This window comes from Streptomyces sp. NRRL F-5755 (assembly GCF_001279365.1).
Lineage (GTDB): Bacteria > Actinomycetota > Actinomycetes > Streptomycetales > Streptomycetaceae > Streptomyces > Streptomyces rimosus.
Genome location: NZ_LGCW01000103.1, coordinates 1 through 21,311 on the forward strand (window position 1 = coordinate 1; position 21,311 = coordinate 21,311).

At 72.5% G+C, this 21,311-nt stretch carries 16 protein-coding genes; 6 read left to right on the plus strand and 10 right to left on the minus strand.

The window, feature by feature from the left end:
* Positions 1 to 1,065 precede the first annotated feature (1,065 nt).
* Complete coding sequence (locus ADK86_RS12545; RefSeq protein WP_053696659.1) at positions 1,066 to 2,028, plus strand: phosphotransferase family protein; 963 nt, start codon at positions 1,066 to 1,068, stop codon at positions 2,026 to 2,028.
* Between the two features lie 342 nt (positions 2,029 to 2,370).
* Here the strand turns inward: ADK86_RS12545 and ADK86_RS12550 are convergent, their stop codons facing one another.
* Positions 2,371 to 2,811, minus strand: a complete 441-nt coding sequence (locus tag ADK86_RS12550; RefSeq protein WP_053696660.1) for a hypothetical protein — start codon at positions 2,809 to 2,811, stop codon at positions 2,371 to 2,373.
* A gap of 134 nt (positions 2,812 to 2,945) precedes the next feature.
* A complete protein-coding gene (locus ADK86_RS12555; protein ID WP_053696661.1) occupies positions 2,946 to 3,407 on the minus strand; it encodes a MarR family winged helix-turn-helix transcriptional regulator in 462 nt (153 codons plus the stop codon).
* Positions 3,408 to 3,671: 264 nt separating this feature from the next.
* On the opposite strand from ADK86_RS12555, the gene ADK86_RS12560 reads away from it, so the two are divergent.
* Together ADK86_RS12560 and ADK86_RS12565 are read left to right on the plus strand one after the other, a co-directional pair.
* Positions 3,672 to 4,235 (plus strand): quercetin 2,3-dioxygenase, encoded by a 564-nt coding sequence (locus ADK86_RS12560; RefSeq protein WP_053696662.1) that lies wholly within the window; start codon positions 3,672 to 3,674, stop codon positions 4,233 to 4,235.
* 74 nt (positions 4,236 to 4,309) lie between these two features.
* Positions 4,310 to 5,551, plus strand: coding sequence for a PP2C family protein-serine/threonine phosphatase (locus ADK86_RS12565; protein WP_053696663.1), 1,242 nt, complete (start codon positions 4,310 to 4,312; stop codon positions 5,549 to 5,551).
* 48 nt (positions 5,552 to 5,599) lie between these two features.
* Here ADK86_RS12565 and ADK86_RS12570 read toward each other — a convergent pair whose 3' ends face one another.
* Positions 5,600 to 6,523 (minus strand): LLM class F420-dependent oxidoreductase, encoded by a 924-nt coding sequence (locus tag ADK86_RS12570; protein WP_003980842.1) that lies wholly within the window; start codon positions 6,521 to 6,523, stop codon positions 5,600 to 5,602.
* 177 nt (positions 6,524 to 6,700) lie between these two features.
* Here ADK86_RS12570 and ADK86_RS12575 point away from each other — a divergent pair, with 177 nt between their 5' ends.
* The 3 genes from ADK86_RS12575 (at position 6,701) to ADK86_RS12585 (ending at position 11,560) form a co-directional block, all read left to right on the plus strand.
* Complete coding sequence (locus ADK86_RS12575; protein WP_053696664.1) at positions 6,701 to 8,293, plus strand: 3' terminal RNA ribose 2'-O-methyltransferase Hen1; 1,593 nt, start codon at positions 6,701 to 6,703, stop codon at positions 8,291 to 8,293.
* Positions 8,290 to 10,887, plus strand: coding sequence for a polynucleotide kinase-phosphatase (locus ADK86_RS12580; RefSeq protein WP_053696665.1), 2,598 nt, complete (start codon positions 8,290 to 8,292; stop codon positions 10,885 to 10,887). Before ADK86_RS12575 ends, ADK86_RS12580 begins: the two co-directional genes overlap by 4 nt.
* Positions 10,888 to 11,020: 133 nt before the next feature.
* The gene (locus tag ADK86_RS12585) at positions 11,021 to 11,560 is read left to right on the plus strand and encodes a hypothetical protein (RefSeq protein WP_053696666.1); all 540 of its coding nucleotides are present in this window, start codon (positions 11,021 to 11,023) and stop codon (positions 11,558 to 11,560) included.
* 1 nt (position 11,561) lies between these two features.
* Here ADK86_RS12585 and ADK86_RS12590 read toward each other — a convergent pair whose 3' ends face one another.
* From ADK86_RS12590 to ADK86_RS12620, 7 genes are all read right to left on the minus strand, one after another.
* Positions 11,562 to 12,842 carry an erythromycin esterase family protein gene (locus ADK86_RS12590; RefSeq protein ID WP_053696667.1) on the minus strand — a complete coding sequence of 427 codons (1,281 nt, stop codon included), beginning with the start codon at positions 12,840 to 12,842 and terminating at the stop codon, positions 11,562 to 11,564.
* 58 nt (positions 12,843 to 12,900) lie between these two features.
* On the minus strand, positions 12,901 to 13,866 hold the full coding sequence (locus ADK86_RS12595) for an LLM class flavin-dependent oxidoreductase (RefSeq protein WP_053696668.1): 966 nt from the start codon (positions 13,864 to 13,866) through the stop codon (positions 12,901 to 12,903).
* A 10-nt stretch (positions 13,867 to 13,876) separates the two neighbouring features.
* Positions 13,877 to 15,661, minus strand: coding sequence for an ABC transporter ATP-binding protein (locus ADK86_RS12600; RefSeq protein ID WP_053696669.1), 1,785 nt, complete (start codon positions 15,659 to 15,661; stop codon positions 13,877 to 13,879).
* Positions 15,658 to 18,708, minus strand: a complete 3,051-nt coding sequence (locus tag ADK86_RS12605; protein ID WP_053696670.1) for a lantibiotic dehydratase — start codon at positions 18,706 to 18,708, stop codon at positions 15,658 to 15,660. The genes ADK86_RS12600 and ADK86_RS12605 overlap by 4 nt, the downstream gene beginning before the upstream one ends.
* Positions 18,709 to 18,713: 5 nt before the next feature.
* Complete coding sequence (locus tag ADK86_RS12610) at positions 18,714 to 19,994, minus strand: lanthionine synthetase C family protein (protein WP_078952020.1); 1,281 nt, start codon at positions 19,992 to 19,994, stop codon at positions 18,714 to 18,716.
* Positions 19,995 to 20,151: 157 nt separating this feature from the next.
* Positions 20,152 to 20,337 (minus strand): FDLD family class I lanthipeptide, encoded by a 186-nt coding sequence (locus ADK86_RS12615; RefSeq protein WP_030181863.1) that lies wholly within the window; start codon positions 20,335 to 20,337, stop codon positions 20,152 to 20,154.
* Positions 20,338 to 20,467: 130 nt separating this feature from the next.
* Positions 20,468 to 20,785, minus strand: coding sequence for a response regulator transcription factor (locus ADK86_RS12620; protein WP_003980832.1), 318 nt, complete (start codon positions 20,783 to 20,785; stop codon positions 20,468 to 20,470).
* Positions 20,786 to 21,311 lie beyond the last annotated feature (526 nt).

The following is a 21,311-nucleotide window of genomic DNA, read 5'->3' on the forward strand; positions in this document are numbered from 1 at the left end:
CGAAGTCCCGGCTGGCCGATACGGCGGCGCGAGCCGACCCGCCGGGGGGGCGGGAACCCTGGCGGGGGGAGGAAGACGCCGGAGGGGGGGAGGGGCCGGGAGGGACAGGCCGAAGAGACGGCCTGGCGGGGCAGCCGGGAGGGACAGCCCGGGAGCGGCCTACAGCGCGGGGAGGGTCGCGGAGGGCCGTTTCGGAGGGGTGGCCCTGCGGTGCGAGTGCAGGGTCGGCTTTCGTGTGGTGGGGGCTGCGACTTCACCGGTGGGGCCAGAGTTGCGCAAGAGGCCGATGTTGAGTGCGCCGCGGCTGGAGCTTGGCAAGGCTGTTGTCGGTCGGTCGGTCGGTCAGCCGGCCGGTCGGGCGGGCGTTGCGGTGGGCCTGGGCGTGCCGCGCGCGCAGCGGTACGCAACTGACGTGCCGCCGCGCGCGCAGCAGTACGCCACTGACGTGCCGCGCGAGCAGCGATACGCCACTGACACGCCGCGCAGCAGCGGTATTCCACTGAAGTGCTGCACGCAGCGGTACGCCACTGACACGCCGCGCACGCAGCGGTACGCCGCTGGCGTGCCGCCATTGTCCGCGTCCGATCGGCCTCGACCGGTACCGATCTCCGGTGGGCAGGTTGAGCGCGTTGCCTGGGCGGGAGGGGGCGAGAGGCGAGCTGTTCGGGTGGTGGCCTTTCGGGTACGCCGGGAAGTGTGGGCGGTGAAAGCGGTGTAGGTGATGTGGGTGATGGCTGGGGTGGGCGCGGACTGGGGGTACGGAGCGCCGCTTCTTCCGGGGACGGGTCGCCGATGTGGGTGCGGAGAATTCCTATGGGAAGCGCGACGCCCGCGCCGGGCCGGGCTCGCTCTCCGGTTGGGTGAAGTGCTCGTTGGTCTCCTTTGAGGTGAGTCGTTGACGCCAGTCAATAGCCCAGGCTCACCAGGCTTCGCCCCCGACTGCTTCGAGCCTCGATGCGAGTGTCTGCGGTGGCTGAGCGAGGAGTAGAGCAGTGCTTCAGCGCTGCCATCACCCCCAACGAAACCTCTTTGCGTGTGCTTCCGTCCGGATGATGGGGTGGCACGATGACTAACCACGACGAGGTGGGGGCAGTTCGGCCGTTGGCGCTGGCTTGGGTGAGTCGGCATCTGGAGGTCGGTGAACGGGTCGTCAGGGCTGAGGCGCTGCACGGCGGGATCACGGCCGAAATGCGGAAGGTGACCATTGGCACGCGCGACGGGGGCACCCGTGATCTGGTGCTTCGGAGCTTTGTCGACCCGTTCTACGTGGGGCAGGCCGAGGGCTTGTTGAGTAGGGAGACCGGCGCTCTGACCCTGCTCGCGGGGACCGGCGTGCCGGCTCCTGGGCTCGTCGCGGTTGATCCGGTCGCCGCACATTGCGAGTATCCGTCGCTCCTGATGACGCATCTGGAGGGCCGGACGGTCCTCGACGACGAGGGCTTGGAGACACGCCTTTTTCTGCTGGCCCGTCAGCTTGTCGCCATCCATGCGGTGCGACCCGTCGAGCGGCCCCGGGAGTATGTGGCGTTGACGACCCCCGAGAGTGTCGTGGTTCCGGAGGGGGCCGACGCGGGGGTGTGGGCTGCGGCGATCGATGTGATCCGCAGGCCCGCGCCGCGCTATGAAGGGCGATTTCTGCACCGGGATTTCCAGCCCGGCAATGTGCTGTTCGATGTGCCGCCCACAGGGGCGGCGGATGCGCGGATCACCGGCGTTGTCGACTGGGCGGCGACTTCCTGGGGCCCGGCGGATCTCGATGTGGCACATTGCGCGACCACTCTCGCGCTGCTGCACGGACCGGAGTGGGGTCTGCGGTTCGCCGATGCGTACGAGGAGGCCGGCGGAATGCTGGCCGCGGACGCGAGTGAACGGAAGTACTGGCGGGTGCGGGATGCGCTGGCCGCCTCAGAGGAGGTGCGGGAGGTGGCGCAGGTATGGCGGAAGGCAGGCAGAACCGAGCTGACGACGCGGGTTGTGGAGGAGCGGCTGGACGCCTATGTCACCGCCTTGATGGAAACGTCGGGCTGAGCCAAAGCGGCGGGGAATTGCGTACCCGCACCTGAGCATCCAGGGCCTAAGTATCCAGGACCTGAGCATCCAGGGCCTCAGCATCCACGAGTACGGCCGACAGTTCTGCGCCCTCCAGAACGAACGGCAATACCCCTCGTCGTAGCCGGACGGTGCGCCCCGAAAGGAAAAGCCCCCGAGATTCCATCTCGGGGGCTGCGTTCGTTCGGGGAGGAGAGGGGAGAAGAGGGAGGGGAGGGTGGAGAGCGAAATTCCGCGCGGTGGCCCGGGGCACTGGGGGGAAGTGGGGCCCGCGGGGGGCAGGAGGAGCAGCCGAGGGGTTGGGCGTTGAGGGAGCGGACCTCAGGGTGCAGTGAGGCCGATGGTGTTGTGGGTGGTGGTGGGGGTGTAGTGGAGAGTGCCGTGGGTGGTGGCGTCGTAGCCGGTGGTGAGGAGCTTTACGGCGGATGCCGGGAGGGGCGGGAAGGCGGGGCTTTTGCACTCGGCGTAGCCGCCGGCGTTGGTGGCGGCCTCGCAGAGGAGGGTTTTGTCTCCGGAGACGGTGAACTTGACGGGCAGACCCGCCACCGGGGTGCCGTCGCGCTCGGTGAACTTCGCCTTCAGGCCGCTGGCCTGCCGGGTCAGGATGTCGAAGGAGCCGGACTGGGCCGAGGCGTTCAGGCGCTTGGGGGCGGCGTGGCGGTCCCGGTGTTCCAGGGCGGAGGCGGCGGTGACGGTGAGGGCGCTGGCCAGGGTCAGCGCCGTGGTGGAGATGGCGGCTGTGCGGCTGGCGGGATATTGCACGTCATACCTCTTTCGGTAAGTCGTAACTCCGACTTACCGATCAACGTGCGGATGGTGTCGAGGGTGTGCGATACGGGCTGGTTGAGCCGAAAGAGTGAGACGCGGTGTTGGGGCGATGTGGGCCCGAAGTGTGTTTATGGGACCGGAGGTGGGCCCCAGGGGGTTTCGAGGGTTTTGCGGAGGGTGTTGACCGCTTCGTGGCCGATGCGTTCGGCGAGTTGGCGTTCCAGGTCTTGAAGAAAGCATTCGGCTCGCCGGTGGGCGCTTTCGCCTTTCGCGGTACGGCGGATCAGCCGCTGCCGGGCCGAAGCGGGATCGGGAATCTGTTCCAGCAGGCCCGCGGTGACGAGGCCGTGCACGGCCTGATGCGCGGTCTGCCGGGTCACGCCCATCCGCCGGGCCAGTGTGGCGACGGTGGTGCCTTCCGCGTCCAGTACGGCGAAGAGCTGGACCTGGGTGGAGGTCACCGCTGGCCCGCCGGCCGCGTTCATGGCCGCCAGAAGCGCCTCCTCGAACCAGCGCCGCGCGTCACCGAGCAGCTGAGGGAGGTTGCGGCGGGGCGGGTGCGGCACAACCGGGTCCGGAGCCGGGTCCATAACTGAGTCCGTAACTGAGTCCGTCAGTGGGTCCATGGAGGGGTCCTCGCGGCGGGGTCGTGGACGGATGGGGAGGGCGGCCCTCGCGGCAGCGGGCCAGAGTGAGGGTCCGTGGCCGAGGTGAGATCCCCGGGCGTGCCGGCCGAGGGGCGGAGGTGATCGGAGGGTTCGGTTGCTCGGAGGGAGTGACGCGTGTCAGGGTACCTGACACGTCGGTCGTCAGGTTGCCTGACGATCGGTGCCGAATTCCCCCTGGGAGGTTCTGTGACCATCGAATACGCCACGCAATACCGCCGGGCCTCGCGCATACCCGCCGAGCCGGGCAAGCCGTACTTCATCGAGAAGGGCGAGGGGGACCGCGCCCACCTGTTCGGCGACCTGGTCACCGTCTACGCGGGCGGGGAGCAGACCGGGAACATGTTCAACTTCTTCACCTGCGAGGGGCCGAAAGGCGACCTCATCCCGGCCCACCTGCACTCCGACACGTACGAGGTCTTCTACGTCACCCAGGGCGCGGTCCGGCTGTTCGTCGAGGACACCGAGGGGCAGCAGCAGGAGAAGCTGCTGACGCCCGGCGACTTCGGCTTCGTGCCCGCGAACTGTCCGCATGCCTACCGTATGGAGCGCCACCACAGTCAGGTCGTCGGCGTCGCGGCGGGGCCCGGCGGCACCTTCGAGCGGTTCTTCGAGAGCCTCGGCGTGCCGACGGAGCAGCTCGGGCTGCCGCGTGAGCCCGTCGTACCGGAGGCGGAGAAGTTCGCGACCGTACCCCGGCGGTACGACGTGCGCTTTCTGCCCGACCACCGGTGGCGAACCCGGCAGCCGTAACGGACACCCGCCGCGGATCCTCCGACCGGCGACCCCGCAGGCGCGGTGCGAGACTGCCGGAGGAGGTGAGCGCCATGGCCGGGGAAGCCTTTGCGGATGCCTACCCGGGCGCCGAGGGCTACGGAATGCTCGAAACGCTGCTGGAGCATGCCCAGCGCGCGGCGCCGACGGACATGCCGGACCTGGTGAACCGGCATGCCGCGGCCCTCGGCCTGCGGCACGTGAGCCTCTATCTGGTCGACATCCAGCAGCGGCAGCTGTGCCCGCTGGGCAGCGGGCAGTCGTCGCTCGCCGTGGACGGCTCGCACGCTGGATGGACGTACCGCACGCTGGCCATGCGCGTGGAGGATGTGGAGGGCCCCGAGGGCGGCATCCGGGTGTGGCTGCCGCTGGTGGACGGGGTGGAGCGGCTGGGCGTACTGGAGGCGCACACCGACCTGCTGGACAGTGAGCGTCTGCGCCGCTGCCGTACGCTGGCGGCGCTGCTGGCCCCCATCATCACCTCGAAGCGGGCCTACAGTGACACGTTCGTACGGCAGGCGCGTACGGAGCCGATGCAGCTGCCCGCCGAGATGGTACGGGCCTTCCTGCCGCCGCGCACGATCGGCAACGAGCAGGCGGTGTCCACCGCGGTGCTGGAGCCTGCGTACGAGCTGGGCGGCGACGCGTTCGACCACTCCGTGACGCAGAACACGCTGCACGCCGCCATCATCGACTCGATGGGCCACGACCTGGCCGCCGGTCTGGCCACCTCGGTCGCCCTGGCGGGCTGCCGCAGCGGCCGGCGCGCCGGGGCGGACCTGCGCGAGACGGTGGACACCGTCGACCAGGCGCTGTTCGAGTGGCTGCCCGACCGGTTCGCCACCGGTGTCTTCCTCCAGCTGGACCTGGACGACGGGCGGCTGCGCTGGGTCAACTGCGGCCACCCGCCGCCGCTGCTCATCCGCCGGCACACCGTTCTCGACCGTGCGCTGGAGCGCCCCGGCCAGCTGCCGCTGGGCCTGCCCGGGGCGCTCTCACCGGACGCCCGTACGGTCCACGTGGCGGATCTGGAGCCCGGCGACCGGGTGCTGCTGTACACCGACGGCGTAACCGAGGCGCGCGACTCGCAGGGCAAGCTGTTCGGCCTGGAACGCTTCACGGACATGATCATCCGGGCGACGGCGGGCGGCGAGCTGGCCTTCGAGACGCTGCGCCGCCTGATCCACTACATCGTCGGCGACGAGGGCAACGAGCTGCGCGACGACGCGACCCTGCTGCTCGTGGAATGGCTCCCGGGCCCCTGGGGACCGGGCGGGGGCGTACCCGCCGGGTGAGGTCCCCAGAAGCCCGGAAGCCCCGGAAGGCCGAGGAGTCCCAGACCTTCACGCCACCTGCGGCATGACCTCGGAAGCAATCAGCTCCAGCTGATCGAGATCGGTCAGATCCAGCATCTGGAGATACACCCGCTGCGAGCCCACGGCCCGGAAGCGGCCGAGGCGTTCGACGACCTCGGCGGGGGAGCCGGCCAGTCCGTTGGCCTTCAGTTCCTCGACCTCGCGGCCGATGGCGTCCGCGCGGCGCTTGACCTCCGCGTCGTTCCTGCCGACGCAGGCGACCAGGGCGTTGGAGTAGACGAGGTCGTCGGCGTCGCGGCCGCGCTGCTCGGCGGCTGCCCGTACCCGCTTGAACTGCTGCTCGGTGTCGTCCAACGAGGCGAAGGGGATGTTGAATTCGTCCGCGTACTCGGCGGCGAGCGCGGGGGTGCGCTTGACGCCGTGCCCGCCGATGAGCACCGGCACCTTGGGCTGGGCCGGCTTCGGCAGCGCGGGCGAGTCGGTCAGCTGGTAGAACTTCCCGTCGAAGCTGAAGCGTTCGCCGGTGGGGGTCTTCCACAGTCCGGTGATGATCGCGAGCTGCTCCTCCAGGCGGCCGAACTTCTCCTTGGGGAAGGGGATGCCGTACGCCTTGTGCTCGTCCTCGTACCAGCCGGAGCCCAGGCCGAAGTCGATCCGGCCGCCCGACATCTGGTCGACCTGGGCGACCTGGATGGCGAGTACGCCGGGGAGGCGGAAGGTGCCGGCCGTCATCAGGGTGCCCAGCCGGATGCGGGTGGTCTCCCTGGCCAGGCCGGCCAGGGTGATCCAGGCGTCCGTCGGGCCGGGCAGCCCGTCGGTGCTGCCCATGTGCAGATAGTGGTCGGAGCGGAAGAAGGCGCCGTAGTTCAGGTCCTCGGCGGCCCGGGCGACGCGGAGAAGGGTGTCGTAGGTGGCCCCCTGCTGGGGCTCGGTGAAGATCCGGAGTTCCATGCCGCCCATCTTGCCCTGCACGTGCCGGGCGGCGGGAACAGGCACGGCACCGGGGCCACCGGCGGCCGTGGCCCCGGGCGGCCCCGGCCCGCTACCTCGCTCGCACCCTCGCCCCACCCGCCCCCACCTGCGAAATGACTTTGTCGCAAGCATCCGCACCGGGCGATACTCGTACGCGTGTTCCTGACGATAACGACCACCGGCAGCGACGGGCGCCCCGCGACCGACCTCGGGTTTCTGCTGCACAAGCACCCCGGCAAGGCGCAGGCGTTCTCGACGGCGTACGGCACGGCCCATGTGTTCTACCCGGAAGCGGACGACGGCCGGTGCACGGCCGCGCTGCTCCTGGAGGTGGACCCGGTCGCGCTGGTGCGGCGCGGCCGGGGGAAGGGCCGGGGCGGTGCGCCCGACTCGGCGCTCGCGCAGTACGTCAACGACCGCCCGTACGCGGCCTCTTCGCTGCTGGCCGTGGCCCTGAGCACGGTCTTCGCGAGCGCGCTCAAGGGGCAGTGCAAGGCGCGCCCCGAGCTGCCCGCGCAGCCGCTGCCGCTGCGCCTCGACCTGCCCGCGGTGCCCGCGCGCGGCGGCACCGAGCTGGTGCGCCGGCTGTTCGAGCCGCTGGGGTGGACGGTACGGGCCGAGCCGGTGCCGCTGGACGCGGCGTTCCCGGAGTGGGGCGACTCGCGGTACGTACGGCTCGGCCTGGAGGGCGAGCACACGGTCGCGGAGGCGCTGCGGCACCTGTATGTGCTGCTGCCGGTGCTGGACGACGCCAAGCACTACTGGGTCGCGCCCGACGAGGTCGACAAGCTGCTGCGGGCCGGTGAGGGCTGGCTGGCGGACCACCCCGAACAGAAGCTGATCACCGGCCGCTACCTCGCCCGCCGCTGGTCGCTGACGCGCGACGCGCTGGAGCGGCTGGAGCTGGCCCGGCTCGCCGAGGCGGACGACACGGCCGCCGAGGAGATCGACAACGCGGTGGAGGAGTCGGCGGAGACCGAGGCCGGGGAGCCGGCCGGTGCGGAAGCGGCGGAGCCGGCCGAGGCCACGGCGGAGCAGGCGGACGGCGCCGAGGAGCAGCCCGTCCCCCTGGCCGTGCAGCGGCGGGCCGCGATCCTCGGCGTGCTGCGCGAGGTGAAGGCGGCGCGGGTGCTCGATTTGGGCTGCGGGCAGGGCCAGTTGCTGGGCGACCTGCTCAAGGAGCCGCGGTTCACCGACATCGTCGGCCTGGACGTGTCGATGCGCGCGCTCCAGGAGACACGGCGTCGGCTGCGGCTGGACCGGATGCCCGAGCGGCAGTCCGAGCGGCTGCGCCTGGTGCAGGGCTCGCTCGCGTACACCGACGCACGGCTGAAGGGGTACGACGCGGCCGTGCTGAGCGAGGTCGTCGAGCACGTCGACCCGCCGCGGCTGCCCGCGCTGGAGTACGCGGTCTTCGGCGCCGCGCGGCCCCGTTCGGTCGTGGTGACGACGCCGAACGTCGAGTACAACGTGCGCTGGGAGTCGCTGCCCGCCGGGCACGTACGCCACCGCGACCACCGCTTCGAGTGGACGCGGGAGGAGTTCCGGGCGTGGTCCCGGGAGGTGGCGGAGCGGCACGGGTACGAGGTGGAGTTCCGGCCCGTGGGCCTGGACGACCCCGAGGTGGGGCCGCCGACCCAGCTGGCCCACTTCCGTCTGGCGGCGGACCGCGCACCCGTACCCGCGCCCGCCCGGCCCGCTTGCGTACCCACGACCGCCCTCACCCCCGAAAAGGAGGCCCGGGCATGACCGACACCTCTTCCGTCCGCCGCCCGCTGGGCGTCCCCGACCTGTGCCTGGTGGCGCTCATCGGCGCCACCGGCTCCGGCAAGTCCACGTTCGCCGCCCGGCACTTCAAGCCCACCGAGGTCCTCTCCTCGGACTTCTGCCGCGGGCTGGTCAGCGACGACGAGAACGACCAGAGCGCCAGCGGCGACGCCTTCGACGTGCTGCACTACATCGCGGGCAAGCGGCTCGCGGCCGGCCGGCGGACCGTCGTCGACGCCACGAACGTGCAGCGCGAGGCGCGTGCCCAGCTGGTGAAGCTGGCCCGCGAGCACGACGTGCTGCCGGTGGCCATCGTCCTGGACCTGCCCGAGGAGGTGTGCGCCGAGCGCAACGCGGCCCGCGCCGACCGCGCCGGGCTGCCGCGCCGCGTCATCCAGCGCCACCAGCGCGAACTGCGCCGCTCCCTGCGGCACTTGGAGCGCGAGGGCTTCCGCAAGGTGCACGTGCTCAAGGGCGTGGAGCAGGTCGAGGCGGCGGAGCTCGTCACCGAGCGGCGCTTCAACGACCTGCGGCACCTGACCGGCCCGTTCGACATCGTCGGCGACATCCACGGCTGCCGCTCCGAGCTGGAGACGCTGCTCGGGCGGCTGGGGTACGACATCGAGCGGGACGCGCTCGGCCGCCCCGTGGACGCCCGGCACCCGCAGGACCGTACCGCCGTCTTCGTCGGCGACCTGGTCGACCGCGGCCCGGACAGCCCCGGTGTGCTGCGCCTGGTGATGGGCATGGTCGCCGCCGGGCACGCGCTGTGCGTACCGGGCAACCACGAGAACAAGCTCGGCCGCTACCTCAAGGGCCGCAAGGTGCAGCACACCCACGGGCTCGCCGAGACCGTCGCCCAGCTGGAGCGGGAGGACGAGGCGTTCCGCGGCGAGGTCGCGGCCTTCATCGACGGCCTGGTCAGCCACTACGTGCTCGACGGCGGGGCGCTGGTGGTCAGCCACGCCGGGCTGCCGGAGAAGTACCACGGGCGCACGTCCGGGCGGGTGCGGTCCTTCGCGCTGTACGGCGACACGACCGGCGAGACCGACGAGTTCGGGCTGCCGGTGCGCTACCCGTGGGCCGAGGAGTACCGGGGCCGCGCCGCCGTGGTCTACGGGCACACCCCCGCCCCGCGCGCGAGCTGGCTGAACAACACCATCTGCCTGGACACCGGCTGTGTCTTCGGCGGCCGGATGACGGCGCTGCGCTGGCCGGAGCGCGAACTGGTCGACGTACCGGCCGAGCGGGTCTGGTACGAGCCGTCCAAGCCGCTGGCCACCGAGGCACCGGGCGGCGCGGACGGGCGCCCGCTGGACCTGGCCGACGTCGCCGGGCGGCGGGTCGTGGAGACGCGCCACATGGGCCGGGTCGCGGTCAAGGAGGAGAACGCGGCGGCGGCCCTGGAGGTGATGAGCCGGTTCGCGGCCGACCCGCGGCTGCTGCCGTACCTTCCGCCGACGATGGCGCCCTGCGCGACCTCCAGGGAGGACGGGTACCTGGAGCACCCGGCCGAGGCGTTCGCGGCCTACCGGGCGGACGGTGTGCGGGAGGTCGTGTGCGAGGAGAAGCACATGGGCTCGCGGGCCGTGGTCCTGGTGTGCCGCGACGAGGCGGTGGCGCGGGAGCGGTTCGGCGCGGCGGCGGGGGTGAGCGGCGCCGTCTACACCCGTACGGGGCGCCCGTTCTTCGACGATCCGGCTCTGACCGAGCAGGTGCTGAAGTCCGTACGGGAAGCCGCGGAGGGCGCGGGCCTGTGGGAGGAGCCGGCCGACCCCACGGCGTCCGGCTCCGGGCACTGGCTGCTGCTCGACGCCGAACTGCTGCCGTGGTCGCTGAAGGCGGCCGGGCTGCTGCGCGGGCAGTACGCGGCGGTCGGCGCGGCGTCCGGCGCGGCCTTCCCCGGGGCGCTGGACGCGCTGGAGGCTGCCGCGGCCCGCGGCGTGGAGGTGCCGGGCCTGCTGGCCCGCCAGCGGGAACGGGCCGCGGACGCCGCCGCGTTCACCGAGGCGTACCGGCGCTACTGCTGGCCGGTGGACGGCCTGGAGGGCGCACGGCTCGCACCGTTCCAGATCCTGGCCGCGCCGGGCCGCAGCCTGGCGGCCGTACCGCACGACGAGCAGCTGGCCTGGCTGGACCGCCTCGTCGAACACGACGGTACGGGCCTGCTGCGGCGCACCGGCCGCCTGGTCGTCGACACGGAGGACGAGGCGTCGGTCGCGGCGGGCATCCAGTGGTGGCTGGACCTGACCGCCGACGGCGGCGAGGGCATGGTCGTCAAGCCGCTGGGCGCGCTGGTGCGCAAGGGCGACGGGCGGCTGGTGCAGCCCGGCGTCAAGTGCCGCGGCCGGGAGTACCTGCGCATCATCTACGGCCCGGAGTACACCCGCCCGGAGAACCTGGAGCGGCTGCGCGTCCGCCACCTCGGCCACAAGCGCTCCCTCGCCCTGCGCGAGTACGCCCTCGGCCTGGAGGCACTGGACCGGCTGGCCGACGGCGAGCCCCTGTGGCGGGTGCACGAGGCGGTCTTCGCCGTGCTGGCGCTGGAGTCGGAGCCGGTGGATCCGCGGTTGTAGGGCGGGGCCGGGCCCGGTCGCGTACGGCCGGGCCCGGCCGTGGCCGGTATGGAGCCCTCGCCCGGCCGGTTGCCGGATGCTGGGATTCGAAGATCGACACGGACGGCGGGGGCCGCCGGGCGAGGAGTTGTTGATGCACCCGTTCTCGTACGTCTCCGCCGAGGACGCGCTCTTCGGCGCGGTCGGTATCGAACTCGACCACGAGGCCGGGACGCTGGCTGTGAGCGGCGACGGCGTGCCACGGGCCGGGATACGGCGGGCCGCCGGTACGCCCCTGGAGAGCCATGTGCCGATCGGCACGCGTGATCCGGAACGGCTGACCATGAGCGTCGACGGGGTTGCCGTCGACCTCCGTCCGGCCAAGGGCTTCCTGACGCGCAAGTCCTACCGGGTGGAGGTGGCCCAGGGAAGCCCCGGAGCCGCGGCCACCGCGGGATACGGGCACCGGCTGGTCCCCGTATCGCTCGGCACCAGCCGCCTGCTGCGCGACGGCACGCTCCTCGGCGTCCTCACGTCGACCGGGGACGGGCGGGTGACGGCCGAGTGGGAGAAGGGCGCCGCCCCGGTGCCGTACGACGCGTCCGTGGGGTACGCGCTCGCCGCCGCCTTCGGTACCGGAGCGGAACCGATGTGGAAGCTGGCCTGGGACGCCGTCCTCGGCACCTTCTTCTGACTCAGCGCTCCACCGGCGGCAGCACCCGGGAGCACGTCGAGCGGGCGACGAACGCGATGCCGTCGTAGTCCTCGGCCGGTACCAGCGGCGCCACGTTGAACCGGTAGGCGAACCGGGGCACGTTGGCGCCGAAGCTGCGCTGGGCCTGCGCCGACCGCAGCCACCGTGCGTCGTCGGGCGGCGATCCGTCCGCGGTCAGGTCGATGTAGAAGTCACCGGGCACGGCGTGGGCGAACCGCGCCTCGACCGACCGGGTGCCGGTGCCGATCCGGTGCCGGAGCGGCGGGCCGTGCACGTCGGTGCCCCGGCGGGCGAGGAAGGAGCCCTTGCCGAAGAGGAGGGCCAGCGCGTAGTAGGCGTCGCCGTAGCGGGTGCGGAGCCTGCTGCCGAGCGCGGGCACTCCCGCGCCGTACGTGCTCTTGGCGATGTGCCCGTTGTGCGCCCAGACCATGACGCGCGCCTGCGGGTTGGTGTCGACCAGGCGCGCCACGGCGTCGGCCATGTAGCGGTCGCGTACGGCGAACACGCTGTCCTCCCCCGACGGCTGGTCGGGGGAGCGGGTCACCAGGTCGGCGGCGCGGACGAGGATGCGCGCGTGCTCCAGGACGTCGTCGACCGCCGCTGCCGGTGCCCGGGTGCCGTCCTCGCCGTTTGCCGCGAGCCGTTCGGTGAACGTCTGCCGGTGGCCGGCGATGAGGTCGGCGAGTGCCTCGGCGCGGTGGACGAGAGTGTTCCGCAGGTCGGGCCGGGAGGCGGGGCGGGCCTGTGCCAGCACCTCCAGGTCGCCTGCCTCCGCCGCCCGCTCGGGCGCCACCCGGCCCAGGAACGCGCTGACCGCCGCGACCGAATCGGCGCAGCGCTGCGGGTCCGTACCGACGAAACGCACCCGCCGCTCCTCGGGCAGGCCCTCGTTGTGGGCCCGCAGCCACTCGACCAGATCGAGCATCTCCGCGGTGCGCCAGGTCCAGAACCCCAGCCGGCTGATCAGGCGGCGGGGGTCCCCGGTGCCGTGGCGTACGTAGGCGTCCAGGGCGCGGGCGGCGGACGCGCTGGCTTCCATGGCGAGGACCGTGAAGCCCTCCTCGCGCACCAGGAACTCCACCAGCCGGTGCTTGAGCCGGAAGAACTCGTGCGTGCCGTGGGTGGATTCGCCGAGGCCCACGATGCGTACGCCGCGCAGGGCGTCGCCCAGCGGTCCGAGATCCCGGTGGGGCGTGCCCGGTTCCAGCGCGTCGAGGGGCCTGGCGTGCTCGGTGAGCCAGCGCGCGATGTCGTCGGGCACCGTCGTGCTTCTCCTGTCTGCGGGCGATCGGGCGGGACCCCGGCGGGACCGTGGACCGTCAGGGAACGGGTGCCGGCTGCTGCTCCCGGCACGCCGCGAGGATGTCCTGAAGGTCGCGTACGGCGTCCGGATGACCATGCTCGGAATACACGCCGGCGGTATTGACGACAACTTCGTCCACGCCGGCCCGACCGTATTCGGCCAACTGTGCCGCGATGTCCTGGGGTGATCCGTACACAAAAGTGCCGGAGTCGACCAGGGCGCGGGCGCCCAGATTCGGCTGGCTGTGGTGCACCCGCAGGCCGGCGCGGCGCAGCATGTCGGTGTAGTGCGGCCCGGCGAGGTGGGCGTGCGCGGCGGTGTACGCGAGCCGGTACGGGGTGCGGTGCGGGCGGTCGACCGCGGCGTGCACCACGGTCACCATGCGGGGCCGGGCCCGGTCCGCCGCGGCGGCGCCCCGGGCCATGGCGGGCAGCAGGGTGTCCCGTACGTATCCGGGCGGCGTCATCCAGCTGATCGCCACGTCGGCCGCCCGCCCCGCCGCGTGCGCGAGCACCGGCCGCAGGACGCCGAGTCCCACCTCCACGCCCGGGTGCGGCATGTCCGGCAGGCCGACGGTGCCCGCGCCGCCCGGTGCCTTGGCGTCGAGCAGGCGCCGTACCTCCGTGAGGTAGGAGAGGCAGGCGTCGCGCGGGCTGTCGTACGGCTTGCCGTGCAGGCCGGTGACGAAGTCGGGCGTCGCGGGGCCGAGGCCGAGGACCATCGGCTGCCCCGTGAGCCGGGCGAGCGAGCGGGCCTGGACCGCGGCGTCCACCGGGTGCCGCAGCGGCATCAGGACGACGCCGGTGCCGACCGGGACGCGGTAGCCCCGGCCGGCCAGGTAGGCGAACACCTGGTGGGTGTCCGCGCTCAGGGACTGGCCCTGCCACAGGCGGGCGGCCTGCCCGGAGCGCACCGGTGCGGCGAAGGGGACCACGGCTTCGGGGTCGGTGGGCATGACGGGGAACAGGACGGAGACGCGCATACCTGGGCCTCTAACGGGACGCGGCTTCGGTCAGGTACCCCGATGCCTGGAGATGGAAGAGCCGGGCGTAGACGCCGTCGGCCCGGACGAGTTCCTCGTGCACACCGGTCTCGATCACCTTGCCGTTCTCCATGACGACGATCTGGTCCGCCATCCGGACCGTGGAGAAGCGGTGGGCGATGACGAGGGAGGTCGCGCCGCGGGCGATGTCGCGGAGCCGGGTGAAGATCTCCGCCTCGGCCTCCGCGTCGATGGCGGCCGTCGGCTCGTCCAGGACGACGACGGGCGCCCGCCGCATGAAGGCCCGGCTGAGGGCGATCTTCTGCCACTGGCCGCCGGAGAGCTGGTGGCCGTCCTCGAAGTGGCGGCCGAGCATGGTGTCGTACGTGCGCGGCAGCGACGCCACGATCCCGGCGGCGCCGGCGGCCTCGGCGGCCTCTGCGACGCGCGCGGTGTCGTCGCGGGCCTCGATGCGGCCGAAGCCGATGTTGTCGCGCACCGGCAGTTCGTACCGGATGAAGTCCTGGAAGATCACGCCCATCTGCCGTTGCAGGTCGTCGAGGTCGTACTCCTCGATCGGCACGCCGTCCACGAGGATCTGGCCGCTGGTCGGCTCGTAGAGGCGGGTGAGCAGCTTGACGAGGGTGGTCTTGCCCGCGCCGTTCTGCCCCACCAGGGCGACGCACCGGCCCGCGGGGATGGTGAAGCTGACGCCGTCCAGGACGACCCGGTCGGTGCCGGGGTAGACGAAGCGCACATCCCGGAACTCGATGCCCTTGGTGATCTTGGCCGGAAAGGGCCGGGTGCCTCCCTTGAGCTGCCGCTCGGGCAGCGCGAAGAAGTCGAAGAGGTTCCCGAGGAAGAGACTGTCCTTGTAGAGGGCCGCGATACCGAGCAGCAGCCCGTGCGCGGACACCTGGACCGAGCCGACCGCCTGGAGGTACCCGGCGAGCTGTCCGACCTGGCCGAGGCTGGTCGTGGAGTGGACGGCCCACAGGACGGCGCCGGACGAGGCGGCGACGCTGAGGAAGCCGAGCGCGCCGCCGAGCAGCGACTGACGGCGCGCCAGCCGCCGGTCGACGTCGAAGAAGGTGCGCACGAGGCGGGTGTAGAGGTTCAGGAGGTGCGGGCCGAGCTGGAAGAGCCGGATCTCCTTGTACGAATGGTCGGTGGTCGCCAGGTGCTGGTAGTAGTACAGGCGGCGCCGGTCGGCGGCCCGGTCGTACTCGATCTCGTACGCCTGGTGGCTGAAGAACATGTACGAGATCACCGACGGGACCGGCGAGAGCAGGATGACCAGCGCGATCCAGGGGTTCCACGAGAACAGCACGGCGCTGACGGTCGCCAGGGTGAGCAGTTCCCTGACGGACTCCAGCAGCTGGGTGAAGACCTGGTAGACGCGGCCCCCGTTGCTCTCCTGGAAGGCGCGCTGCATCTTGTCGTAGATCTCGGCGTCCTCGTACTGCTGGAGGTCGAGCAGGGTGCCCTTGCGCATCACCCACTCGCCCACCCGCGCGGTGAGTTCGAGCCGCAGCAGCGTGTCGAGGTACTGCTGACACGTCCCCAGCAGATGGTTGGCGAAGCCGGCCGCCATCAGGCCGCCGCCCGCGAGCAGCGCCGCCCGCCCGGCCCCCGGGTCACCGGCGACGGCGTCGGCCACGCCCTGCACGGTCGCGGCCACGAGCCCGATCTGTACGGCCGGGACGAGGGCGACCAGCACGGACACGGCCGTGAAGGCGGACACCCGCAGCGGGCTGAGCCGCCAGAACAGCCCGATGACACGCAGCCAGATCATCGTTCCTCCTCGACGGTGGCGGCCATCCGGCCACGGATCGCGTGCAGCACCTGGCCCCACAGCGCGTGGACGCGCGCCTCGCGGTCCAGGTCGATCGGCAGCAGCCGGTTGACCTGCATGTGCGCCAGGCTCGCGAGGATCTGGTCCGCCGAGCCGACCAGGGCGCCGTCGCGGTCCGCCGCGCGCACGGCCTCGGCCGCCCGCGCCACGGCGGGCGCCTGGGCCGCGAGGACACCGGCGAGCAGTTCCCGGTGGGCCCTGCCCTCCTCGTGGGGGGCGCGGTCCCAGGGACTGAGGAGTTCGCACAGGTAGGCCCGGTTGCCCCGGAACAGGCCCCGGGTCTCGCGTACGCGCGCCTCGTCCCGGCCGTCGTGACCGGCGCGCCGGGACGGCTCGACGCCCCACTGCGCGTACAGGGTGTCCAGCGCGGCCATGGCCAGGAACTCCGGCTCCATGCCGAGGCGCAGCGACAGCAGTTCGGCGGTGACCTCGCTGTTGGCCTGGAACAGCCGCTCGACCGCGTCGAAGGTCTCCGGGCCGCCGTAGCGGGCGATCTCCGGCGCGTAGCCGGCGATCTCGATGTCCCGGGCGAGCCCCTGGCCCACCAGGTCCCGGCCCCACGCCGTGACGCGGGCGAGCACCCGGTCCGCGTCCGTGCCGCGTACGCGCAGCCGCAGGTGGGGGAACGGGTCGGCGTAGCGGAGGTAGAACCAGCGGTCCAGCACGCCCTGGCCGCGCAGTCCGGCGACGAGGTCGCGCAGGGGACCGGCGACGATCTCGTCCTGCCGCTCGGGGGCCGCGTAGACCTTGAGGAAGGTCCATGCGCCGCCCGGCACATGGCGCTCCACGGGCACCTCCCGCCGCTGCCGCGGCACGGGGCGCCGGGTGGTCCGTACGGCGTCGCGGGTCACGACCGGTACGACGATCTCGGCGGCGTAGCGCTCGCCGTCGCCGTCCTGGAGCCACATGCCGTCGAAGTCCGGCAGCATCTCGTGGAGGACGAGCGCGCGCTGCTTGCGCAGTTCCTGTTCGAGTTCGGCGCGGCACATGGGGTGGTCGAGGTCGAGCAGCAGCCGCTGGTCGGCGTCGACGAGGTAGACGTGGCGCGGCACGCGCCAGCGTGTGCGCCAGCCGTCGAGGTCGTCGGCCGAGCCCGCCGTGAGCCGCCACTGCGCCGGCCGCAGGACCATCCGGCCGCGCACCACCCGCGGCAGGAACGGCGCCGCCTCCGCCGGGCCCCAGTGGAACCCGGTCGGCAGCACGCAGCCGTCGTGCGACACCTCGATCAGGAAGCGCGCCACGTTCGGCGCCAGGCTGGGGCTGAGCATGTGGTGCTGGGCGACGACGATCTCCCGGTCCAGCCGCCGCGACCACAGGTGGAACCGGTCGTCGCTGACGCCGACGAGGATGTCGTCCAGCGGGATGACCTGGTCGGGGGCGACCGACGGAGTCGTGTTGACGGGGATCTCGTACGGCCGGATGGCGGGGCGCAGCGTGACGTTGGCGGCGCGTCCGTAGGGCGGCAGGAACGCCAGCTCCGCGTAGGCGACATCGGGGAAGAGGGCTTCCTCGCGCCGGGCGTAGGCGCGCAGCCGGTCCACGGCCGCCTCGCCGAGCACGTCGCTGAAGCGCCCGTAGGTGCGCCCGCCGTAGGTGAGGCTGTCCGAGCGCAGCACGCCGCGCCACTCCCCGCGGTCGACGGCCTCCCGGTCGGCGGCGTGGACCTGGAGGTACGCCTCCATGACCGGGGGCGGGTCCGGCACGGGCCCGGCCGGGGCGAGCCGGTCCAGCCAGGCATCGGTCAGCTCGACCTCGGTGGCACGGTCCCACCACGCCTGCTGGGCGAACTCGACGAGCAGGCCGTCCAGGTGGGAGGTGTCGTCGGGAGGGGTGGGCGGCAGGGCGATGCTGCGGGGCGGGTTGGTGTACGTGGGCGGGGCGTCCAGTCCGGTGTCGGGGCTGAGCAGGCTGAGGACGGGCACGCGTGTCCCGGCGCCGTAGCGCTCGCTGAACTCCTCGCGGTAGCGGGTGAGGTGGCTGTGTGTGTTGTGGGCCGCGCTGAGCCGGATCAGTACACCCACCGCGTCGGCGGCGGCTTCCCCGATCGAGGCGTTCAGGACGGGGGCGCGCAGCTCCACGGCAGTGTCGGCCTGGTAGGTCCGCCCCTTGTAGTCCTGGACCAGCTCGCGCTGAGCGGCTTCGAGGCGGCGCAGCGACTCGGCGGTGTGCGTACGGTCGGCCAGGTCGGCGACCTCGCGCAGCCGCTCGGCAGTGTGCGCGGCGGCCGGGACACCCGTGAGCTTCTTCAGGACGTGCAGCTCGGGCCGCTCCGCGGTCTGCGGGGGCCGCAGGTCTCCGGTAAGGAAGCCGAGGTCCCACATCTGCCGTACGAGGCTGTCCACGCGTTCGGCCGGCACCTCGGGGAAGGCGGCCGACAGTTCGGCGGTGAGCCGCTCGTACGGGACGGGCACGGCCGCGCTCCGTACGACCAGGTCCACGGCGGGCGTGGCCCGGATGCGCACGGCGCGCTCGTCGTGCCGGCCGTACTTGTCGGCCTGCGGCAGGACGAAGCGGTCGCCCGCGCGGTGCGCCATGGGGTTGAGGACCAGGTGCAGCTGCCGGAGAACAGCCGGGTCGTCCTCCAGGCGCTCGATCAGGGCGAGCAGCCAGCCCATGTCGGCGCGCACCCGGACGCGGTGCTCCCCGGGCCCGCCGAGCCGGGCCGAGGTCTCACCACCGAACTCGCCCATGGCCACGCCCGAGAACGCGCCGAACGGCGTGGGCCTGGTCGCCATCCGGGTCACATAGCGCAGCAGCCCGGAGTGCAGGCGCCGGGTGCGTTTCTCGCTGAGGCTGTCCAGGCGGTCGAGACCGGCGGACAGGTCCTCGCTCGCGATCAGCAGGGCGCGTTCGACGTCGGGACGCCGGGCGAGCGCGAGCAGTGTCTCCGGGGTGCGGGCGGGGTCCTCGCTGACGTCGAGGCAGGTGCGGGCCGGCAGGACCGGGGACCGCAGGAGGAAGAAGCCGGCAGGCTCGTACAGGGGCATCGGCATCACCGGGCGAGGAAGGCGCGGAACCAGTGCGGCCGCTGGTCACCGACGGCGGCGAGCAGGGTGAGGGCGACGCCGGCGGCGCCGGTGAGCAGCCCCGGGTCGTCGACGGGACGGCCGGGCTCCTCCACGTCGGCGAAGCCGAGCGGCCGGTCCGGGTCGTACGCGTCGAGCAACTGCCCGACCAGCTCCGGCAGCCGGTCGCGGGCGGCCGGGCTCCAGGGCGCGAAGTCCAGGGCGAGCATGACCAGTCCGGCGAGGCCGTGGCACAGCGTGGGCGACAGCGGCCGGATGTGCTCGGCACGGGCCAGCACTCCGTCGAAGGCCCGGACGGCGGCGGCGCGCAGCTCGTCGTCGGCGGTGGCCGAGGCGACGGTCAGGAGCGCGCCGGCCACGCCCGCGGCGCCGTAGCACCAGGCGATCCGGTCGTGCCCGCACCCGGCCGTCCCCTCCCGGCCGTGTTCGTCGACGGGCGTACCGTCGCTCCAAGTGGGGCCGTACGCGTCGAAGCCCGCCTGGTCACGGACCCAGCGGGTGAGCGTGTCCAGGGCCTCCAGGTGGCCGGGGCGGCGGTGCCCCGCCTCCCAGGCGGCGGCGAGCGCCGCGGCCACGCCCGGCACGCCGTGCGACAGGCCCAGGTTCAGATAGCCGTGCGGATACTTCGCGTGGTAGTCGCCGACCGGCGGGTAGTACGCGGGGGTGATGAGCCAGCGGCGCGGTGTGCCGTCGGTCTCCGCGGGCCCCGCGAGCCAGATCAGGTAGTCGGCGAGCGCGGCGGCGGCCTCGGCGACCCGCTCGCCGGGGGCGGCGACGGAGCTGAGGTGCACGAGGGTTCCGGCCGCCCCGGTGACGAGGTCGTAGTCCAGGTCGCTGACGGCCCGTTCGGTGCGGTGCGGGGGAGCGGCGAGGACCTGGTCGGCGAGGCGCTCGTGCATCCGGTCCAGGCTGGGGCCGAAACGGGGTTCGTCGCGGGTGACGTCCGCGAGCGCGAAGGCCAGGCCGCTGGTGCCGGCGAACAGGGCGTGGAACTCCAGGGGTTCGACCTGGGTGGACAGCACCGCCTCGCGGATGTGGCCGGAGGCGGTGTCGAGGTCGCCCAGCCCGGCCCGCGCGGCGTACAGGTGGAGCAGCGCCAGGCCGGCCTGGCCCTGGGCGAGGCCCGGCGGGTACCAGCCGCCCCAAGTACCGCTCTGCTCGGCGGCGCGCACCACGAGGTCGTCGACCTGCGCGGTGGTCGTGGTCGCGGCCACGATGTGCCGGACGGCGGCATGCGCGCGCCGCACGAGTTCGGCGTCTGCCGTGCGAACCCAGGTGCCGCTATCGTGAGGGGCGAGTTGCATGGTCGGTTCCTGTCTGTTCGGCGTGCTGCGCGCACTCCGCGAGGACGGGGTGCTGCCGTGACTGCACCACGGCAGCACCCGTCATGCGTTCAGCCTGCGATTACTTGGGGGCCACGCAGAAGATCGTGCACATCGAGGTGCAGGCGCAGGTCTTGGTGACCTTGCAGCCGACCTTGGTGCAGACCGTGCGGGTGGCGATCGAGGAGATGGACGGCGTGGGCGCCTGCTCCCCGGTGGGGCCGGCGGGGGTGGAGATCTGCGCGTCCAGGTCGAATGCGTCCGACATCTTCATTCCTTTCACATGTCTTTCCCCGGCGGGAATGCGCCGGGTGCGCCGGTTCTTTCCCGGTGCGAAAGAAATTCTGTCGGGCCGCCCCGGCCGCCTCCATTGGCCGCGGCGACAGTATTCGGCGGTGTCAGGAATGCGATGCGGCCAGCATCCCCGGACACCTGCCGGTACAGCTGTGTACGGCGAAGGCGTACGACGCCAGGCAGGCGGCCAGCCGCGAATCGAGTTCGAGCTTGGCCATGACCGCGGCGACATGGGCGCGTACGGTCCTTTCGGTGACGTAGAGCCGTCGCGCCATCGACTCGTTGGACAGTCCTTCGGCGAGCAGGAGAAAGGTCTCCCGTTCGCGTGGGGTGAGCCGTCCGACCTTTCCCAGAGACGGTTTCCAGTGCGGTTCGCCCGCCGCGCGCGCGGGGCCGGGCATGGGTGTGCCGAAGTCGCTCACGGTGCTGCAACGCTCCTGTCTGCCGGACGGGGCATGCGAAAGTGCTGGTGGTCGGGCGCCGCGGAAGTGGGCGGACGCGGGAGAGCCGCGGGACGGCTGCGCGTCGGCGGGCGACGGTGCGAAGGGCGCGGGCGGACGGCCGGGCGGTCGCGTGTGCCGGGGCCGTCCGGACCGGCTACGCGGCGGTGTGCGCCGGCCGGTCGCCGGTGTGGCGCGGACAGCTTGCACTTCCCCAGCAGTGCGAGTTGCCCTTCACCGTGTTCCGCCCTGTTTCCGCCCCGCCATATTCCTCGTTTCCCGACGCGCCGGTCCCGCCGGAAAGGCGTTCCGTTCCGGGAATCGCGGGCCGCTGCGGAAAATCGTCGCCAATGGTCAAGGAACGATCAAGGCTCCACCGGGCCCCAACACGGTGGGTCGCCGCGCCCGGCAGATCGTCGCGCGGCGTCCGGCAGGGGCTGTCACCAGCGGGTACGAGGGGCGGAACCGGTACCTCCGGTGAGGCCGATCGGTGTGGCTTTCCTGGTTT